The sequence below is a fragment of the Streptomyces sp. NPDC093261 genome (assembly GCF_044753645.1).
GTDB lineage: Bacteria > Actinomycetota > Actinomycetes > Streptomycetales > Streptomycetaceae > Streptomyces.
The window spans coordinates 1,134,536-1,149,090 of sequence record NZ_JBIVNO010000001.1 but is presented as its reverse complement, the minus strand read 5'-3'; the positions used below and the strand labels follow the sequence as shown (position 1 = coordinate 1,149,090).

Below are 14,555 nucleotides of genomic sequence, written 5' to 3'. Positions count from 1 at the left end.
CCCCCATTGTGCCGTCGCGCCCCGCCGGACCGGCCGTTGTTCCGCAGCGTGGGACGTGCGTCACTCGGGGCGGGCGGGCGCCGCTCGCCCCTGTCCCGTCTGCCGCAACGCGAACCACAGTTCCATCCTCGCGTCCGGGTCGTCCAGGTTCGCGTCCAGCAGCGCCGTGCAGCGGGCGATGCGCTGTCGCACCGTGTTGCGGTGAACCGCCAGGGCGACCGCCGTGCGGTCCCAGCTGCCGTGCAGGGAGAGCCAGGTGCGCAGGGTCTCGACGAGGGCGGGCGTTCCGGCGATCGGCGCGAGCAGCGTGCGCGCGTGCTGCTCGGCCTGCCCGGCCGGGACCAGGTCGGCCAGGCCCGTGCGCTCGCCGTGGCGCACCAGCGGCGCGCGGGTCGCGCGGGCGCGGGCCAGGGCCCGGGCCGCCTGGGTGTCGGCCGCGGGAAGGTCGCCGGGGACGACCGCGGCGCTCACGCCGAGGGTCCAGCCGGGGAGCGGGGCCGGTTCCCGGCCGGCGGGGACGAGGACACGTACGATCCCGTGCCCGAGGTCGACCAGCGGCGACCCGAGCGCGGCGCCGAGCGCGGAGGCGGCCACGGCGTCCTGCGGACCGGTGCCGCCCGGACCCTCGGGCCCCCCGGCCGCGGCAGCCCGGGTGTCCGGGCGGCCGTGCACGACGATCCAGCGGTCGTCCCCGAGCAGCGGCGCGACCGCCTCCGGTGCGGCGCCCAGCAGCAGCCGTACGAGCGCCGACGAACGTGCCGCGCCCGCGCCGCTGTGATGCTCTCCGGTCAGCAGGGAGAGAAGGACCGCGGCGACCGAGGCGATGGTGTGGTCCCCGGTGTCGCGTCCGGGGGCGGCGACCCCGAGGACGAAGCCCTGGACCGGGCCGAGCGCGTAGGCGGCCAGATGCGTCCCGGCGACGGTCTCGGCGGCGGCGGACGGAGCGGGACGGGCGCGCCCCGGCGCCGCGGGCGCCCCCGGCTGTGATGCGCCGGCCGGGGCCCGGGGCGCGCTGCCGGGGGGCCGCAGGACACCGGCCAGCCGCGCCATCGCCTCCCGCGCCTCGCTCTCCGGTGCCCGCCCCGCCGCCGCGATCTGCGTCCCGTCCGGGCCGTAGAGCACCGCCCAGCCCGCCACCCGCTGGGCAAGCTGCCGCAGCACCGAGGGCACCGGGTCCGGGCGGGCCGCCGCCGTGGCCAGGCTCTGCTGGGCCTCCGTGACACGGCGCAGCTCCGCGAGGCGGGCCTGCGCCATCAGCTGCCACACCGCCCGGGCCACGCCCGAGAACGTCGTCTGCGGCGGGACCTCCAGCAGCGGCAGTCCGTAGCGGTCGCAGGCCGCCACCAGCGCCCGCGGCACCGTGTCGTGTACCGGCGCCAGGCCGAAACCGAGCGCCGCGCCGCCCGCCGCCACGATCCGGGAGACGTAGTCGTCGAAATATGCCCCTGAGCCGGCTGCCTCGGGGATGTGCACGCCCGCCGTCAGCAGCAGCTCGCCGCCCAGCAGATACGGATAGGGGTCCGCCATCTCCGAGGTGTGCGCCCAGTGGATCACGATGTCGGGATCGGCCGGCCCGGCGATCTGCCGCAGGGCCAGGTCCTCCCGGGCGAGCAGGGCCGTCAGCGCCACCGGTGGCGTGGGGGGTACCGCCGGCGCGGCCGGGTGTGTCGGATCCGGCATGATGGACGGTTCCTCCATTCCACTCGGGTCGAATGGATGAAACGTACACTTCAGAGTCGCTTTCCGGCCACCTAATGTCTCTCCAGACCGGCAGCCGCGGGTACGGGCGGATGTCCCCGCGATCCGCTGCCGACGTCCCTGTTCCCGGGAACTCCTGCCTGGTTCCCAGGGAACCCCTGCGTATCTGCACGACACGCCACCGGAGTGCGCGAAGGAGGGCCCCACATGGCCGTCGACTACACAGTGATCGTCGTCTATCTGGCCGGCATGCTGGCCATGGGCTGGTGGGGCATGCGCCGCGCCAAGTCCAAGAGCGAATTCCTGGTCGCGGGCCGCCGCCTCGGGCCCGTCATGTACTCCGGCACCATGGCCGCGATCGTCCTCGGCGGCGCGTCCACCATCGGCGGCGTCGGCCTCGGCTACCGGTACGGGCTCTCCGGCGCCTGGATGGTGTTCACCATCGGCCTCGGGCTGCTCGCCCTGTCCGTCTTCTTCTCCGCGCGCATCGCCCGGCTGAAGGTCTACACCGTCTCCGAGATGCTCGACCTCCGCTACGGCGGCCGGGCCGGTGTGATCTCGGGCGTGGTCATGTGGGCGTACACGCTGATGCTCGCGGTCACCTCGACCATCGCCTACGCCACCATCTTCGACGTCCTCTTCGACATGAACCGGACCGTCGCGATCATCCTGGGCGGCTCCATCGTCGTCGCGTACTCGACGCTCGGCGGCATGTGGTCCATCACGCTGACCGACATGGTGCAGTTCGTGGTGAAGACCATCGGCGTACTGCTCCTGCTGCTGCCCCTCGCGGTGATCCGGGCGGGCGGCTTCAGCGAGATGAAGGCCAAGCTGCCGACCTCGTACTTCGACCCGCTGGGCATCGGCGGCGAGACGATCTTCACCTACGTTCTCATCTACACCTTCGGCATGCTGATCGGGCAGGACATCTGGCAGCGCGTGTTCACCGCCCGCAGCGACACGACGGCCAAGTGGGGCGGCACGGTGGCCGGCACCTACTGTCTGGCGTACGCGCTCGCCGGCGCCGTCATCGGCACCGCCGCCAAGGTGCTGTTCCCGAAGCTGGGCAGCCCGGACGACGCCTTCGCGACGATCGTCAAGCAGGAACTCCCCGTCGGTGTGCGCGGGCTGGTGCTCGCCGCCGCCCTCGCCGCGGTGATGTCGACCTCGTCCGGCGCGCTCATCGCCTGTGCGACCGTCGCCAACAACGACATCTGGTCGCGGCTGCGCGGTGTCGTGCGCCGTTCCGGGGACGAGCCGCACGACGAGGTCAGGGGCAACCGCGTCTTCATCCTCATCATGGGGATCGCGGTGATCGGTACGGCCATCGCGCTGAACAACGTGGTCGAGGCGCTGACCGTCGCGTACAACCTGCTCGTCGGCGGCCTGCTGGTGCCGATCCTCGGCGGACTGCTGTGGAAGCGCGGCACCGCGCAGGGCGCGCTCGCCTCGGTCGCCGTCGGCGGCCTCTCCGTCATCGCCCTGATGGCGTCCTACGGCATCCTCGCCAACGAGCCGGTCTACTACGGACTGCTGGCTTCGCTGGCGGCCTACGTCGTGGTCTCGCTGGCGACGAAGCCCACCGAGGAACACGTACTGGCCGCCTGGCGCGAGCGGCTCGCGGGCCGCGGCGCACCGGCCGCGGAGGAGCCCGCGACGGTGAGCGCCTAGACCCCGATGCTTCGGTCCGGCCGCCGCCCGGCGGCCGGACCGTGCGGGCCCCGCCCCGGGGTCCGCGACACTGGAAGAAACCCGCATGACCCGCATGACCGGAGGAGTCCGACGATGAGCAGCACCGAGAACCCCGCAGCAGGCGCCGGCCGACCCCGCGGACCCGTCGACTCGTCCCGCATCCCGCGGTACGCGGGCCCCGCGACCTTCGCCCGGCTGCCCCGCCTCGACGAGGTCGGCACCGCGGATGTCGCGGTGGTCGGTGTGCCCTTCGACTCGGGCGTCTCCTACCGCCCCGGCGCCCGCTTCGGCGGCAACGCCATCCGTGAGGCCTCCCGTCTGCTGCGCCCGTACAACCCGGCGCAGGACGCCTCCCCCTTCGCGCTCGCGCAGGTCGCGGACGGCGGCGACATCGCCGTGAACCCGTTCAACATCAACGAGGCCGTGGAGACCATCGAGGCCGCCGCCGACGAACTGCTCGGCACGGGCGCCCGGCTGATGACCCTCGGTGGCGACCACACCATCGCCCTGCCGCTGCTGCGGTCCGTCGCCAGGAAGCACGGCCCGGTGGCCCTGCTCCACTTCGACGCCCACCTCGACACCTGGGACACCTACTTCGGCGCCGAGTACACCCACGGCACCCCGTTCCGCCGCGCCGTCGAGGAGGGCATCCTCGACACCTCCGCGCTCTCCCACGTCGGCACCCGCGGCCCGCTGTACGGCAAGCAGGACCTCACCGACGACGAGAAGATGGGCTTCGGCATCGTCACCTCCGCCGACGTCTACCGGCGCGGCGCGGACGAGGTCGCCGACCAGCTCCGCCAGCGCATCGGCGACCGCCCGCTGTACATCTCCATCGACATCGACTGCCTCGACCCCGCGCACGCCCCCGGCACCGGCACCCCCGAGGCCGGCGGCATGACCTCGCGCGAGCTTCTGGAGATCCTGCGCGGCCTCGCCTCCTGCAACCTGGTCTCGGCGGACGTCGTCGAGGTGGCGCCCGCGTACGACCACGCGGAGATCACGTCGGTGGCCGCCTCGCACACCGCCTACGAGCTGACGACCATCATGACCCGGCAGATCGCGGCCGTCCGCGCCGGTGAGGAGACCGAGACCAAGTGACCCACGACCACGACCTGGTCCTCCGTCCGACGGCGGCGCAGACGGAGGCCGCGTTGAATGCTCCCCCCGGCCGTAACGGCGGAGACCTGGTCGTGGAGACCCTGGCCGGACTGGGCGCGACGACCGTCTTCGGTCTGCCCGGCCAGCACGCGCTCGGCATGTTCGACGCGCTGCGCCGCTCGACGCTGCGGTATGTCGGTCTGCGGGTGGAGAACAACGCGGGCTTCGCGGCGGACGCGTACGGCCGGATCACCGGGGAGGCCGCGCCGCTCCTCCTCTCGACGGGCCCGGGCGCGCTCACGTCCCTGGCCGCGCTCCAGGAGGCGGCGGCCGCCTCGGCCCCGGTCCTGGCGATCAGCAGCCAGATCCCGACCGCGGGGCTGGGCGGCGGCCGCCACGGCTATCTGCATGAACTCCCCGACCAGGCGGCCTCGTTCCGGGGCGTGGTCAAGTCGGTCCACACGGCCCGTACGCAGTCGCAGATCCCGTCGGCGATCGCGGCGGCGTGGAAGTCGGCCCTGGCGGCCCCGCACGGGCCGGTGTGGGTGGAGATCCCCCAGGACGTGCTGCTCGCTGAGACGAGCCTGCCGGCGGTGACGGCGATGGACGCGACGCCGGAGGATCTGGCCCCGCGCCCCGAACTGACCGCGGTCGCGGCCGACCTGCTGTCGAAGGCGTCCCGCCCGGCGATCATCGCGGGCGGGGGAGTGGTCCGGGCGGACGCCGCGGGCAAGCTCCTCCGGCTCGCCGAGAAGCTGAACGCCCCGGTCGTCACCACCTTCGGCGGCAAGGGCGCCTTCCCCTGGGAGCATCCCCTCTCCCTGAGGTCCTGGCTGGAGGACCGCCACACGACGGACTTCCTGGAGGACGCGGACGTCCTGCTGGTCGTCGGCTCGGGCCTCGGCGAACTGTCCTCGAACTACCACACGTTCAAGCCGCGCGGCCGGGTCATCCAGATCGAGGCGGACCTGGGCAAGCTGGAGTCCAACCACCCCGCCCTGGGCATCCACGCGGACGCGCGCCTGGCGTTGCAGGCGCTGCTGGAGACGGTCTCGGCGCGGGAGGACGCGAGCGCCCCCGAGCGCGTGCGGGCGCTGCTCGGGCGGGTCGCCGAGCGGATCGCGTCCCAGGAACTGACCCTGGAACAGCGGCTGCTGGCGTCGGTGCGGCGCGCCCTGCCCGCCGACTCCCCGTCCTTCTGGGACATGACGATCCTGGCGTACTGGGCCTGGTCGGCGTTCGACCCGCGGGGGACGAACACGATGCACTCGGCGCAGGGCGCGGGCGGCCTCGGCTACGGCTTCCCGGCCGCGCTCGGCGCCGCCGTGGCCGACCCCACGCGCCCGGTCCTCGCGGTCTCGGGCGACGGTGGAGCCCTCTACTCCATCGCCGAGCTGGCGACGGCCAGGCAGTACGACCTGAACGTGACCTGGCTGATCGTGGACGACGGCGGCTACGGCATCCTGCGCGAGTACATGACGGACGCCTTCGGCCAGGCCACGGCGACGGAACTGACCCGCCCGGACTATGTGGCCCTGGCGGAGTCGTTCGGCGTCCCGGGCGTGCGTTCGACCCCGGACACCCTGGAGGAGGACCTGGCGAAGGCCCTCGCCGAGCCGGGCCCCTCGGTGGTCGTCCTCCCGGCGGTGCTGCGCATGTTCGCACCGACTCACCTGGACTGACGCCGTCACGTTCACGGACCGCGCCCCGCGGCACCCGACCGGTTCCTTCGGTCGGGTGCCGCGGGGCGCGGTCCGTGTCGGTGCCAGACGAGGTCGGAGGGGCCCAGGCCGTAGATCGTCGATCGTGATCCGGCGCCGCAGGATGATCACCCGTTCGGCTACGCATGACCTTTGGCAGAGGGGTATGTTCCCGGGGGCTGTGGCCGTCCCCGAGCGAGCGGCGTCAGATCCTGGGACTACTCTGAGCCAAGAGAGGAGGACAGCGTGCTGCTGAGGTTCCGTGTGGCGAACGTACGGTCCCTGCGCGATGAGCAGGAGCTGTCCTTCGTCGCGCCCGAGGACGAGAAGGACTCGCCGGCCCGCACGGTGGAGCTTGCGGGTGGGCGTTCCGTCGGGGTGTTTCCGCTCATCGGAATCTTCGGTGCCAACGCGTCGGGCAAGTCGAACGTTCTGCTGGCGATGGTCGACATGCAATCGGCGGTCCTCAACTCCTATGCCCGATGGGCCTCGTACGACGGAACGGATCGCAGGGTCTTCGCGCTGGACCCCGCGATGCAGAGCGAGCCGAGCTTCTTCGAGGCGGATTTCGTCGTTGACGGAGTTCGGTGGACCTATGGCTTCGAGCTCGGCCGCGCTCGTGTCGAGGCCGAATGGCTGCACAGCTACCCACGCGGTCATCGCCAGGTGTGGCTTGACCGCGACGCGTCCCGACCCGAGGTCTATGAGTGGCCGGGAAGCCGCGTCAAGGATCGAGCGCAGCTCATGCGGCGCACTCGCCCCAATGCGTTGCTGCTTTCCACGGCCGGTACGGACAACCACCCACAGCTCTCCCCGCTGTTCCACTGGTTCCGCCGCAACCTGTGGCTGATCAATCCGGAGGAGCAGCGCCCCCAGCGGGAGGCCTTCACCCGGCAGGAGCTCTCGGGCGCCCGGGCGCGGCGCATCGAGGAGCTGCTGCGGGTGGCCGATCTCGGTATCACAGGAGCTGAAGTCGTCGACGACGGTAGAGGCAGGCCGACGGTGAAGCTCGTGCACCGATCCGCCACCGGCGAGGTCGCGTTCGACTGGCAGATGGAGTCCCTCGGCACCCGCTCGTGGTTCGCGCTGCTCGGCCCCATGCTGCTGGCCCTGGACGAGGGCGCCGTACTGCTGGTGGACGAGCTCGATGCGAGCCTTCATCCGCGTTTCGCCGCCGAAGCCGTACGACTCTTCCACGACCCCTACGCCAATCCAAATGGCGCCCAACTGGTGTTCACCTCGCATGACCCGTCGGTGCTCACCACGCCGAGCGGCGGACGTCTGCTGGAGCCCGGTCAGGTGTGGCTAACTGAGAAGGACAAGGAAGGGGCCACAGCGCTCTACCCGGTGACCGACGCGTCTCCGGGCGAGGAAGAGGACCTGATGAAGTCGTATCTGGCCGGGGCCTTCGGTGCCGTCCCGTCGCTCATGGAGGGGCAGATCGCCCGGCGGCTGTTGGCCGCCCGAGACTACGTCGAGCACGAGGTTGGTCAAGACTGATGGCGAGGACCCGGGGGAAGGATTCGCTGGGCCCCTCTCAGCGTGGCGGGCGGCGCAAGAGAGTCGTCCACGTGTTCACCGAGGGGCTGGTCACCGAGCCCTCGTACATCGAGATCATCAGGGACTGCGGGGCCCCCGCAGACCCGGCGACAACGGTCGAAGTCCGCATCGCGAACGCCTCCGCTCCCGGTTCCCAGCGCAAGCCGCTCAAGTTGGTCGAAGCGGCGGTCCGGTTGATGCGGGACGAGACGCGCTCGGCGAAGCGCAGCGGGCTGGAGAAGAAGTACCTGCCGCAGGTGTGGTGCCTGTTCGACCGGGACGAGCACGAAGGCATCGAGACCGCCCTGAAGCAGGCCCGCGAGGGAAATGTCAGGGTCGCTTTCTCGCACCCGTGCTTCGAGGTGTGGCGGCTCTTACACCACAAGCCGGTGACGGGGACGTTCGGCGGAGTGTGCGGGCAGGTGACGTCAAGGCTGCCCTTCGCCAAGGCACCTAAGGATGCGGCGAACATCAAGCTCGTACTGCCGCACCAGGTCACCGGTGCCTTCCTGGACGCAAGGAAGCGGGCCGTCCAGATGAACGCACAGCACGATGATCATGTGTCCCTCGTGCATCGAGACCCGTACACCAACGTGCACGAGTTCGTGGAGCAAGGGCTCGGAATCGCCTCGTACTGAACGTCTCGGTTCGCTGACGTGACCGAGGGATGCGGTTCGGGACCGACATCAGCCAGCGGATTTCGGCAGGGGCGGTGCCAGCCGTAGGGTTCCTACGTCACCACAGGCAGTGGATCATGTGTCGTAGGGAGTCTTGTACGTGGCCAAGCTCACGCTCGCGCAGTTGGAGCGCCATCTGTTCGCCGCCGCGGACATTCTCCGCGGGACGATGGACGCCTCCGAGTACAAGGACTACATCTTTGGTCTGCTGTTCCTGAAGCGGGCCAACGACGAGTTCGAGGCGGCCCGGGAGCGCATCAAGGAACAGGCAGCCAACGAACTGGGCCTGACAGGTGAGCTTCTGGCCGGCTACCTCGAACAGGAGTCGGCGTACAGCGACCGCGACGTGCTGTTCGTGCCGAAGGCCGCCCGCTGGAAGTGGATCTCGTCGGCCACCCACAACATCACCGAAGACCGGCTCCGTCCGGCCCTGCAGACACTCGAGGGCCAGAACAGCAAGCTCAAAGGGCTCTTCGACCACCTCGACTTCAACCGCATCGGTGGCTCCGGCGCGGCGGCGGGCGCCGCCAAGCTCGCGGACCAGCGTTTGAAACTGCTCATCGCCCACTTCAGCCGCATCCGGCTGCGCACGGACGACTTCGAGTTCCCGGATCTGATCGGTGCCGCCTACGAGTACCTGATCAAGGAGTTCGCGGACTCGGCGGGCCGCAAGGGCGGCGAGTTCTACACCCCGCGTGCCGTGGTCCGGATGATGGTCGAGCTCCTCGGCCCCAGGCAGGGCATGCGGATCTACGACCCCTGCGTCGGTTCGGGCGGCATGCTCATCCACGCCAAGGAGTACGTGGAGGAACACGGCGGCGACACCACGGACATGTTCTTCGCGGGCCAGGACGCCAACAGCGGCTCCTGGATCATGTCGACGATGAACATGGTCCTGCACGGCGTACGACGCTTCGACCTGCACACCGGCGACACCCTCGCCGAGCCGGCGCACGTGCCCAGGACGGACGCGGACCGCTTCGACGGGGTGCTCAGCAATCCGCCGTTCTCGATGGACTACGTGCTGACCGACCTCGCGCACCGTACGCAGCGTACGACGTACGGGACGACCAGCGAGCGCGGCAAGGCTGACCTGATGTTCCTCCAGCACATGCTCTGGGAGACCAAGCGGGAGGGGCGCGGCGGCATGGTCATCACCGTCATGCCGCACGGTGTGCTGTTCCGCGGGGGCGGGGAACAGGAGATTCGCACGGCCCTCCTTGAGGAGGACGTGATCGAGGCGGTGATCGGCCTCGCTCCGAACCTCTTCTACGGCACGGGCATTCCCGCCTGCATCCTGGTGCTGCGTCCGCCGGGCAAGAAGGCCCCGGCGCGGGCGGGCAAGGTGCTGTTCATCAACGCGGACCGCGAGTTCCACGCGGAGCGGGCGCAGAACGTCCTCCTGCCGGAGCACGCGGAGAAGATCGTCACCACGTTCCGCGAGTACGCGGAGGTTCCGGGCTTCTCACGGGTGGTGACCCGGGAGAAGCTGTGCGAGAACGAGGACAACCTCAACATCCGCCGGTACGTCGACAACACGCCGCCGCCGGAGCCGCAGGACGTGCGGGCGCATCTGGTGGGGGGTGTGCCGCGTGCGGAGATCGAGGCAAAGAAGGAGCTCCTCGACTCGTACGGGATCGCGCTGACGGATCTGTTCGCTGAGCGGGACCCGGTCGATGAGAAGTATGTCGACTTCCTGCCGGAGGGACAGCGTCCGGACGCCTCTCGCCTGGCGGAGTTGGCACGCCCGCGCGAAGACGCGCTGCGGACTGCGTTCGACAAGTGGTGGGCGGCGGAGGCAAGGCGTCTCGATGCCGTCGCCGCAACCCCGGAGCGCCTCGCGGACACGACGGTGTCCGAGCGCAAGGCCGCGCTGATGGAGGTACGCGGCTCGCTGATCGAGTCGTTCGTGGAGCAGTTGGGAGAGGTGAAGCTGCTCGACCGCTACGCGCTGGCGGGCGCCGTGGCCGGCTGGTGGTACGAGGCCAAATACGACCTGCTCGCGCTATCGGAGAACGGGTTCGCAGGGGTCGTGGACGGCTGGGTTGAAAACGTCGAGACGATGCTCGCACCAGAGCAGGACCCCAAAACCCGCAAGTTGCGGAAGCGGACGGCGGCCGAGCGGCGCCAGGCGTACGACCACAAGATCGTCGCGGCCATCGCACCGGATTTCCTGGAGAAGCTCGCGGAGGCGGATGTGCGTAAGGCTGAGCTGGACGCGCGCTGGAAAGAGCTGAACGCTGCCGCTGAAGGCGAGGAAGACGGTGAGGAGAGCGCCGATGGTGACGCTCCCAGCCGTGAGGAAGTCGCGCTGAGTGTCGAGCAGTTGGCGGAGCTGACGTCGGTGAAGAGGGAGCGCTCGAAGGTGAGCGCGCTGATCAAGCGGCTTGAGGCGGACTTCTGGTTCCCGTGGCCGAGTAACCCGCCAAAGCTGGGTGAGGAGCCGCCGAAGCTGTTCCGGGGTCGTCGGGCGCTGGGGCCGGAGGGGGAGCGACGGGTGGTGCTGGATCTGTTGCGGGATGACCTTCTCGGGAAGCTAGATGGGCATGTGACGCGGCGGCGGAGACGACTGATTGAGGCGTACGAGGTGTGGAAGTCGAAGTACGCGTTTTCGTTGCTGGAGATCCGGGCTTGGCGCGAGAAGTCATCTGCGACGCTTGATGAGTGCCTAATGGAGCTTGGCTATGCAGATTGAGCATGCACGGCTTCATTATCACCGCCTCGACAGGCTGGCCGAGGTAACTGGCGGCGTAACTCTGGGGCCGCGTATCCCTAGTGGTTCAAGTGTCGAACTCCCGTACCTTCGGGTTGCCAATGTGCAAGATGGATATATCTGCACGGATGACATCAAGACTTTGCGTGTAGCCAAGGAGTCGGTTGAGCGCTTCCGGGTGCGGCCGGGAGACGTCTTGCTGACTGAAGGGGGGGACTTTGACAAGCTGGGACGTGGTGCAGTTTGGGATGGGAGAATTGACCCGTGCCTTCATCAAAACCACGTGTTCAGGGTTCGGTGCTCTGAAAAATTGCTCCCGGAATTTCTTGCTTTGTATCTAGCGTCACCGGCCGGCCGTTCCTATTTTTTGCGAATTGCCAAGCAGACGACAAACCTGGCAACCATTAGTTCATCTCAATTGAAGGCCATGCCAGTTCCGCTCGTGCCGCTTCAGCAGCAATGGCACGCCGTAGGTATCGCTACTGCGGTTCGTGAAGTAAAGCGGGGCGTCGAGAGGTCGATTGAAAAACTCCGATCCGTTCGTCTCGGTATGGTCCTGGGGGCCCTTGCTTCCGTGGATTCCGTCGAACCTGCCATTGGGTGGCGACGCATGCCGTTGCGCGAGGTAGTGCCCTTTGTCGAGTATGGGATTTCTGAGGCCCTCAGTGATGACCCGCAAGGGACTCCAGTACTCCGCATGAACAATATTCGCGACGGCAAGCCGGACTTGAAAGAACTTCGATATTGTCCGGTCTCTGTCGCCGAACGGATGATGCTCAGGTCGGGCGACGTGTTGTTTAATCGGACCAATAGTATTGATCATGTGGGGAAGGCTGCGATTTGGAAGGGTGAGCTGTCGAGTGCGACTTTTGCCTCTTATCTCGTCCGATTGAATCCGCATGCAGGCAAGCTGCACCCGGAATACTTGGTTGAATGGTTGATGCATCCCATGGTTCGTCGACGAGTCAAGGCGCTGTCTACCGCCGCTGTGCAGCAGGTCAACGTAAATCCTGCGCGCCTACTTGGCATCAGTATCGACCTTCCGGATGCTCTGACTGAGCAGCGCAAGATTATTGCCGAACTGTCTACCTGTGACCGTCTTATTTCTCGTGAAGAGGCAGAGCTCGAGAAAATCGGCACTCTTGAGCAAGGTATTGTGGCTGATGTCCTCCGGTCGTAGACTAAAGGGTCGAGGTGCCTTTTGCGGCCTCGACCCTTTAGTTTAGAGGTTCACTTCTATTTGAATCAGCGGCCTCGGTGTTGGTGCCTCATTTTTCGTTAGATGCTCGCCGTCAGCGGGTGATCCAGTGAGAGCTCCGATAATCACAGCGCCCGTCATGATTTTCCGGAGCCAGTAATTTTCGGTGTCTGGTTCTGGCAATTGGGCTCCTCTCTTTTCCCAAAGAGAGGTTATTTCCGTACCAGGTGGGGGGCTACAGGGTAACCAGCCAACCTTCCGGTCCTGAGCAGGAAGGATGGCTGGGATGCGACTGGCTGCCTCAACGTGACCCTGCTACGGGACAGGATCTCCAATGTGCGGGCAACTCGGCCTGCCGAGGACGCCACAAGGTGACGCTGGCAGCAACTTGCTGCCGACGACGTCAGGTAGGGAGTCTGTCGTTCTTGATCGCCGTAACGAAGGACGACCAGGCAGATGCTGGCAAGACCACAGCGGGGCCCTGTGGGTTCTTGGAGTCGCGGACGGGGACGCCGGTGGGGTAGCCGTCCAAGACTTCGACGCAGCTCCCCCCTTCATTGCCGCTGTAGGAGGACTTACGCCAACTAGCCAGCGTGGCGGCATCCGAGAGGGTGCGTTCAGTCACGGTATCCGTAGTCCTTCGCTATCGCCCTCATCAGGGCGAGTGACTCCTTGAGCGGCATCGCGTCGCCTAGCGCCAGATCGTAGGTGGCCTCAAGCCGACGGACCAGGGCAGGGCTGTCGTGGATCTTGCCCATGTGAAGGCCCTCGCCGTAAGCCACCGGCGGCTGGTCCTCGAAGTCCATCAGGGTCAGCATGCCTTGCATGAGTGGATGGCACCCGAGAGCGTAGGGCAGTACGTAGACGCGCACTCGTTGTTTCTCGGCCAGGTGCACGAGGTGCATGACCTGCTCGGCCATGACCTCGGGCCCGCCCACGACGCGCCGCAGCACTCCCTCATCAAGCAGCGCCCACACTACGGGAGCCACCGGATCGTCGAGGATCTTCGCGCGCTCTAGCCGTGTGACAACGAGCCTGTCACACTCCTCTTCACTCGCCGGAGGGAACCCCACGCTCAGAACCGCACGTGCGTACGCCTCCGTCTGCAGTATGCCTGGGACGAACGAGAGCGCGAACTCCCGGATCATCACTGCCTGCTGTTCGAGCAGCCGCGCCGCCTCGAAGTAGTCAGCAACCGCGACGTCCTGCTCCGGCAGGAAGCTGCTCAGCACATTCCCCGTGTTCAAGGCTCTGTCCAGCCGTCGCGCGTCCTCCTTCGACGGGATGCGCCGGCCTCCCTCGATGTGCGCGATATACGAACGGGTCATGATCGCCATGTCCGCTAGCTGCTGCTGCGTCAGTCCCGCTGCCTCGCGCTGGGCCTTGAGCCAGTCGCCGTAGATGCTGCCCAATCTGCCAACTCCCTGTGACAAAGGCTCTGTCACCAGCTCCTATCTGGCGAGCCTAGCCCGACCGGTCTCACGCTGTGAGTGGATCGCTACACAAAGCAATACCCCCGCGACCGCGCGAGCGGTCCGGGGGCATGGTCATTAACGAACCCAAGGAGTTGACGACATGGGCCACCGTATCGCCCGCCTTTTCGAGCCGCTGCTACGGCTTCTGCTACCCGGACGCGGACGGCGTCGCCGCGTCACCCTGTCGCCCGCTCACCAGTCGCTCGTCTTCAGCGCTGGAACACCGACGAGCCGACAGCTCGGTTCTCGTCTTCTCCGAGGCGAGGACAACGCCCTGGTCCGCCCCTACCTCGTAGCGCAAGAGCGTCGAGAGGAAGTGCGGCGGCAACAGGCCCGCCGCCGCGCGCTGTGGCTCGCCGTTCACGGGATCGACGTGGGGCCGCGTGTCATTCATGGAGTGGAGGTGACGGCGTGAGGGGCGGCATCGAGGTCTCACGCCTGCTGCCGTGGACGGGTGCGGAAGGCAAGCCCTGTTACCTCATCACGGATGGAACCGGCTACCTCTCCCAGATGGCCGACACCATCGAGAGCGTGCAACTCGGCATGGCCGGCGACCTCCTCGGACACGCGGCCGACATGCTGGCCGACGACCGAGCGACCATTGCCCAGCTCCGATACCTGCTCGCGGGCATGCACCAGGCCCTGACAGATGCACTCCGGATTGTCGAAAGCCGAGGTGCCCGCCTCCTCCCGCCTTCGTACGGCGACCCAGGAGACGTTGGCGACATCGGCGGCACAGCCCCCTGAACCCTGATCGGGTCT

General features: G+C 68.0%; 11 protein-coding genes. 8 read left to right on the top strand and 3 right to left on the bottom strand.

Annotated elements, in window-relative coordinates:
• Nucleotides 1-60 precede the first annotated feature (60 nt).
• Nucleotides 61-1,680 carry a PucR family transcriptional regulator ligand-binding domain-containing protein gene (locus tag ACIP94_RS05145; RefSeq protein ID WP_402419694.1) on the bottom strand — a complete coding sequence of 540 codons (1,620 nt, stop codon included), beginning with the start codon at nt 1,678-1,680 and terminating at the stop codon, nt 61-63.
• 225 nt (nt 1,681-1,905) lie between these two features.
• On the opposite strand from ACIP94_RS05145, the gene ACIP94_RS05140 reads away from it, so the two are divergent.
• The 7 genes from ACIP94_RS05140 to ACIP94_RS05110 all read left to right on the top strand — a co-directional run bounded on the left by ACIP94_RS05140 (nt 1,906) and on the right by ACIP94_RS05110 (nt 12,300).
• On the top strand, nt 1,906-3,369 hold the full coding sequence (locus tag ACIP94_RS05140) for a sodium:solute symporter (protein WP_402419691.1): 1,464 nt from the start codon (nt 1,906-1,908) through the stop codon (nt 3,367-3,369).
• A 114-nt stretch (nt 3,370-3,483) separates the two neighbouring features.
• The gene (gene speB, locus ACIP94_RS05135) at nt 3,484-4,491 is read left to right on the top strand and encodes an agmatinase (RefSeq protein WP_402419689.1); all 1,008 of its coding nucleotides are present in this window, start codon (nt 3,484-3,486) and stop codon (nt 4,489-4,491) included.
• Entirely contained in the window at nt 4,488-6,173 is a 1,686-nt protein-coding gene (locus ACIP94_RS05130; RefSeq protein ID WP_402419686.1) for a thiamine pyrophosphate-binding protein, read from the top strand. Before speB ends, ACIP94_RS05130 begins: the two co-directional genes overlap by 4 nt.
• Before the next feature lie 264 nt (nt 6,174-6,437).
• Entirely contained in the window at nt 6,438-7,691 is a 1,254-nt protein-coding gene (locus ACIP94_RS05125) for an ATP/GTP-binding protein (protein WP_402419683.1), read from the top strand.
• Between the two features lie 71 nt (nt 7,692-7,762).
• On the top strand, nt 7,763-8,368 hold the full coding sequence (locus ACIP94_RS05120; RefSeq protein WP_402419680.1) for an RloB family protein: 606 nt from the start codon (nt 7,763-7,765) through the stop codon (nt 8,366-8,368).
• A 139-nt stretch (nt 8,369-8,507) separates the two neighbouring features.
• A complete protein-coding gene (locus ACIP94_RS05115; RefSeq protein WP_402419677.1) occupies nt 8,508-11,102 on the top strand; it encodes an N-6 DNA methylase in 2,595 nt (864 codons plus the stop codon).
• On the top strand, nt 11,092-12,300 hold the full coding sequence (locus ACIP94_RS05110) for a hypothetical protein (RefSeq protein ID WP_402419675.1): 1,209 nt from the start codon (nt 11,092-11,094) through the stop codon (nt 12,298-12,300). Before ACIP94_RS05115 ends, ACIP94_RS05110 begins: the two co-directional genes overlap by 11 nt.
• A 421-nt stretch (nt 12,301-12,721) precedes the next feature.
• Here ACIP94_RS05110 and ACIP94_RS05105 read toward each other — a convergent pair whose 3' ends face one another.
• Both ACIP94_RS05105 and ACIP94_RS05100 read right to left on the bottom strand, forming a co-directional pair.
• On the bottom strand, nt 12,722-12,943 hold the full coding sequence (locus ACIP94_RS05105; protein ID WP_402419672.1) for a DUF397 domain-containing protein: 222 nt from the start codon (nt 12,941-12,943) through the stop codon (nt 12,722-12,724).
• Nucleotides 12,936-13,730 carry a helix-turn-helix domain-containing protein gene (locus tag ACIP94_RS05100; protein WP_402419669.1) on the bottom strand — a complete coding sequence of 265 codons (795 nt, stop codon included), beginning with the start codon at nt 13,728-13,730 and terminating at the stop codon, nt 12,936-12,938. The genes ACIP94_RS05105 and ACIP94_RS05100 overlap by 8 nt, the downstream gene beginning before the upstream one ends.
• A 474-nt stretch (nt 13,731-14,204) precedes the next feature.
• On the opposite strand from ACIP94_RS05100, the gene ACIP94_RS05095 reads away from it, so the two are divergent.
• Nucleotides 14,205-14,540 (top strand): hypothetical protein, encoded by a 336-nt coding sequence (locus tag ACIP94_RS05095; protein ID WP_402419666.1) that lies wholly within the window; start codon nt 14,205-14,207, stop codon nt 14,538-14,540.
• Nucleotides 14,541-14,555: the final 15 nt, after the last annotated feature.

What these genes read in the sequence shown, in the direction of transcription:
- ACIP94_RS05110 (WP_402419675.1), top strand. Translation starts at nt 11,092, where the DNA reads ATGCAGATTGAGCATGCACGGCTTCATTATCACCGCCTCGACAGGCTG.
- speB (WP_402419689.1), top strand. Translation starts at nt 3,484, where the DNA reads ATGAGCAGCACCGAGAACCCCGCAGCAGGCGCCGGCCGACCCCGCGGA.
- ACIP94_RS05140 (WP_402419691.1), top strand. Translation starts at nt 1,906, where the DNA reads ATGGCCGTCGACTACACAGTGATCGTCGTCTATCTGGCCGGCATGCTG.
- ACIP94_RS05145 (WP_402419694.1), bottom strand. Translation starts at nt 1,680, where the DNA reads ATGCCGGATCCGACACACCCGGCCGCGCCGGCGGTACCCCCCACGCCA.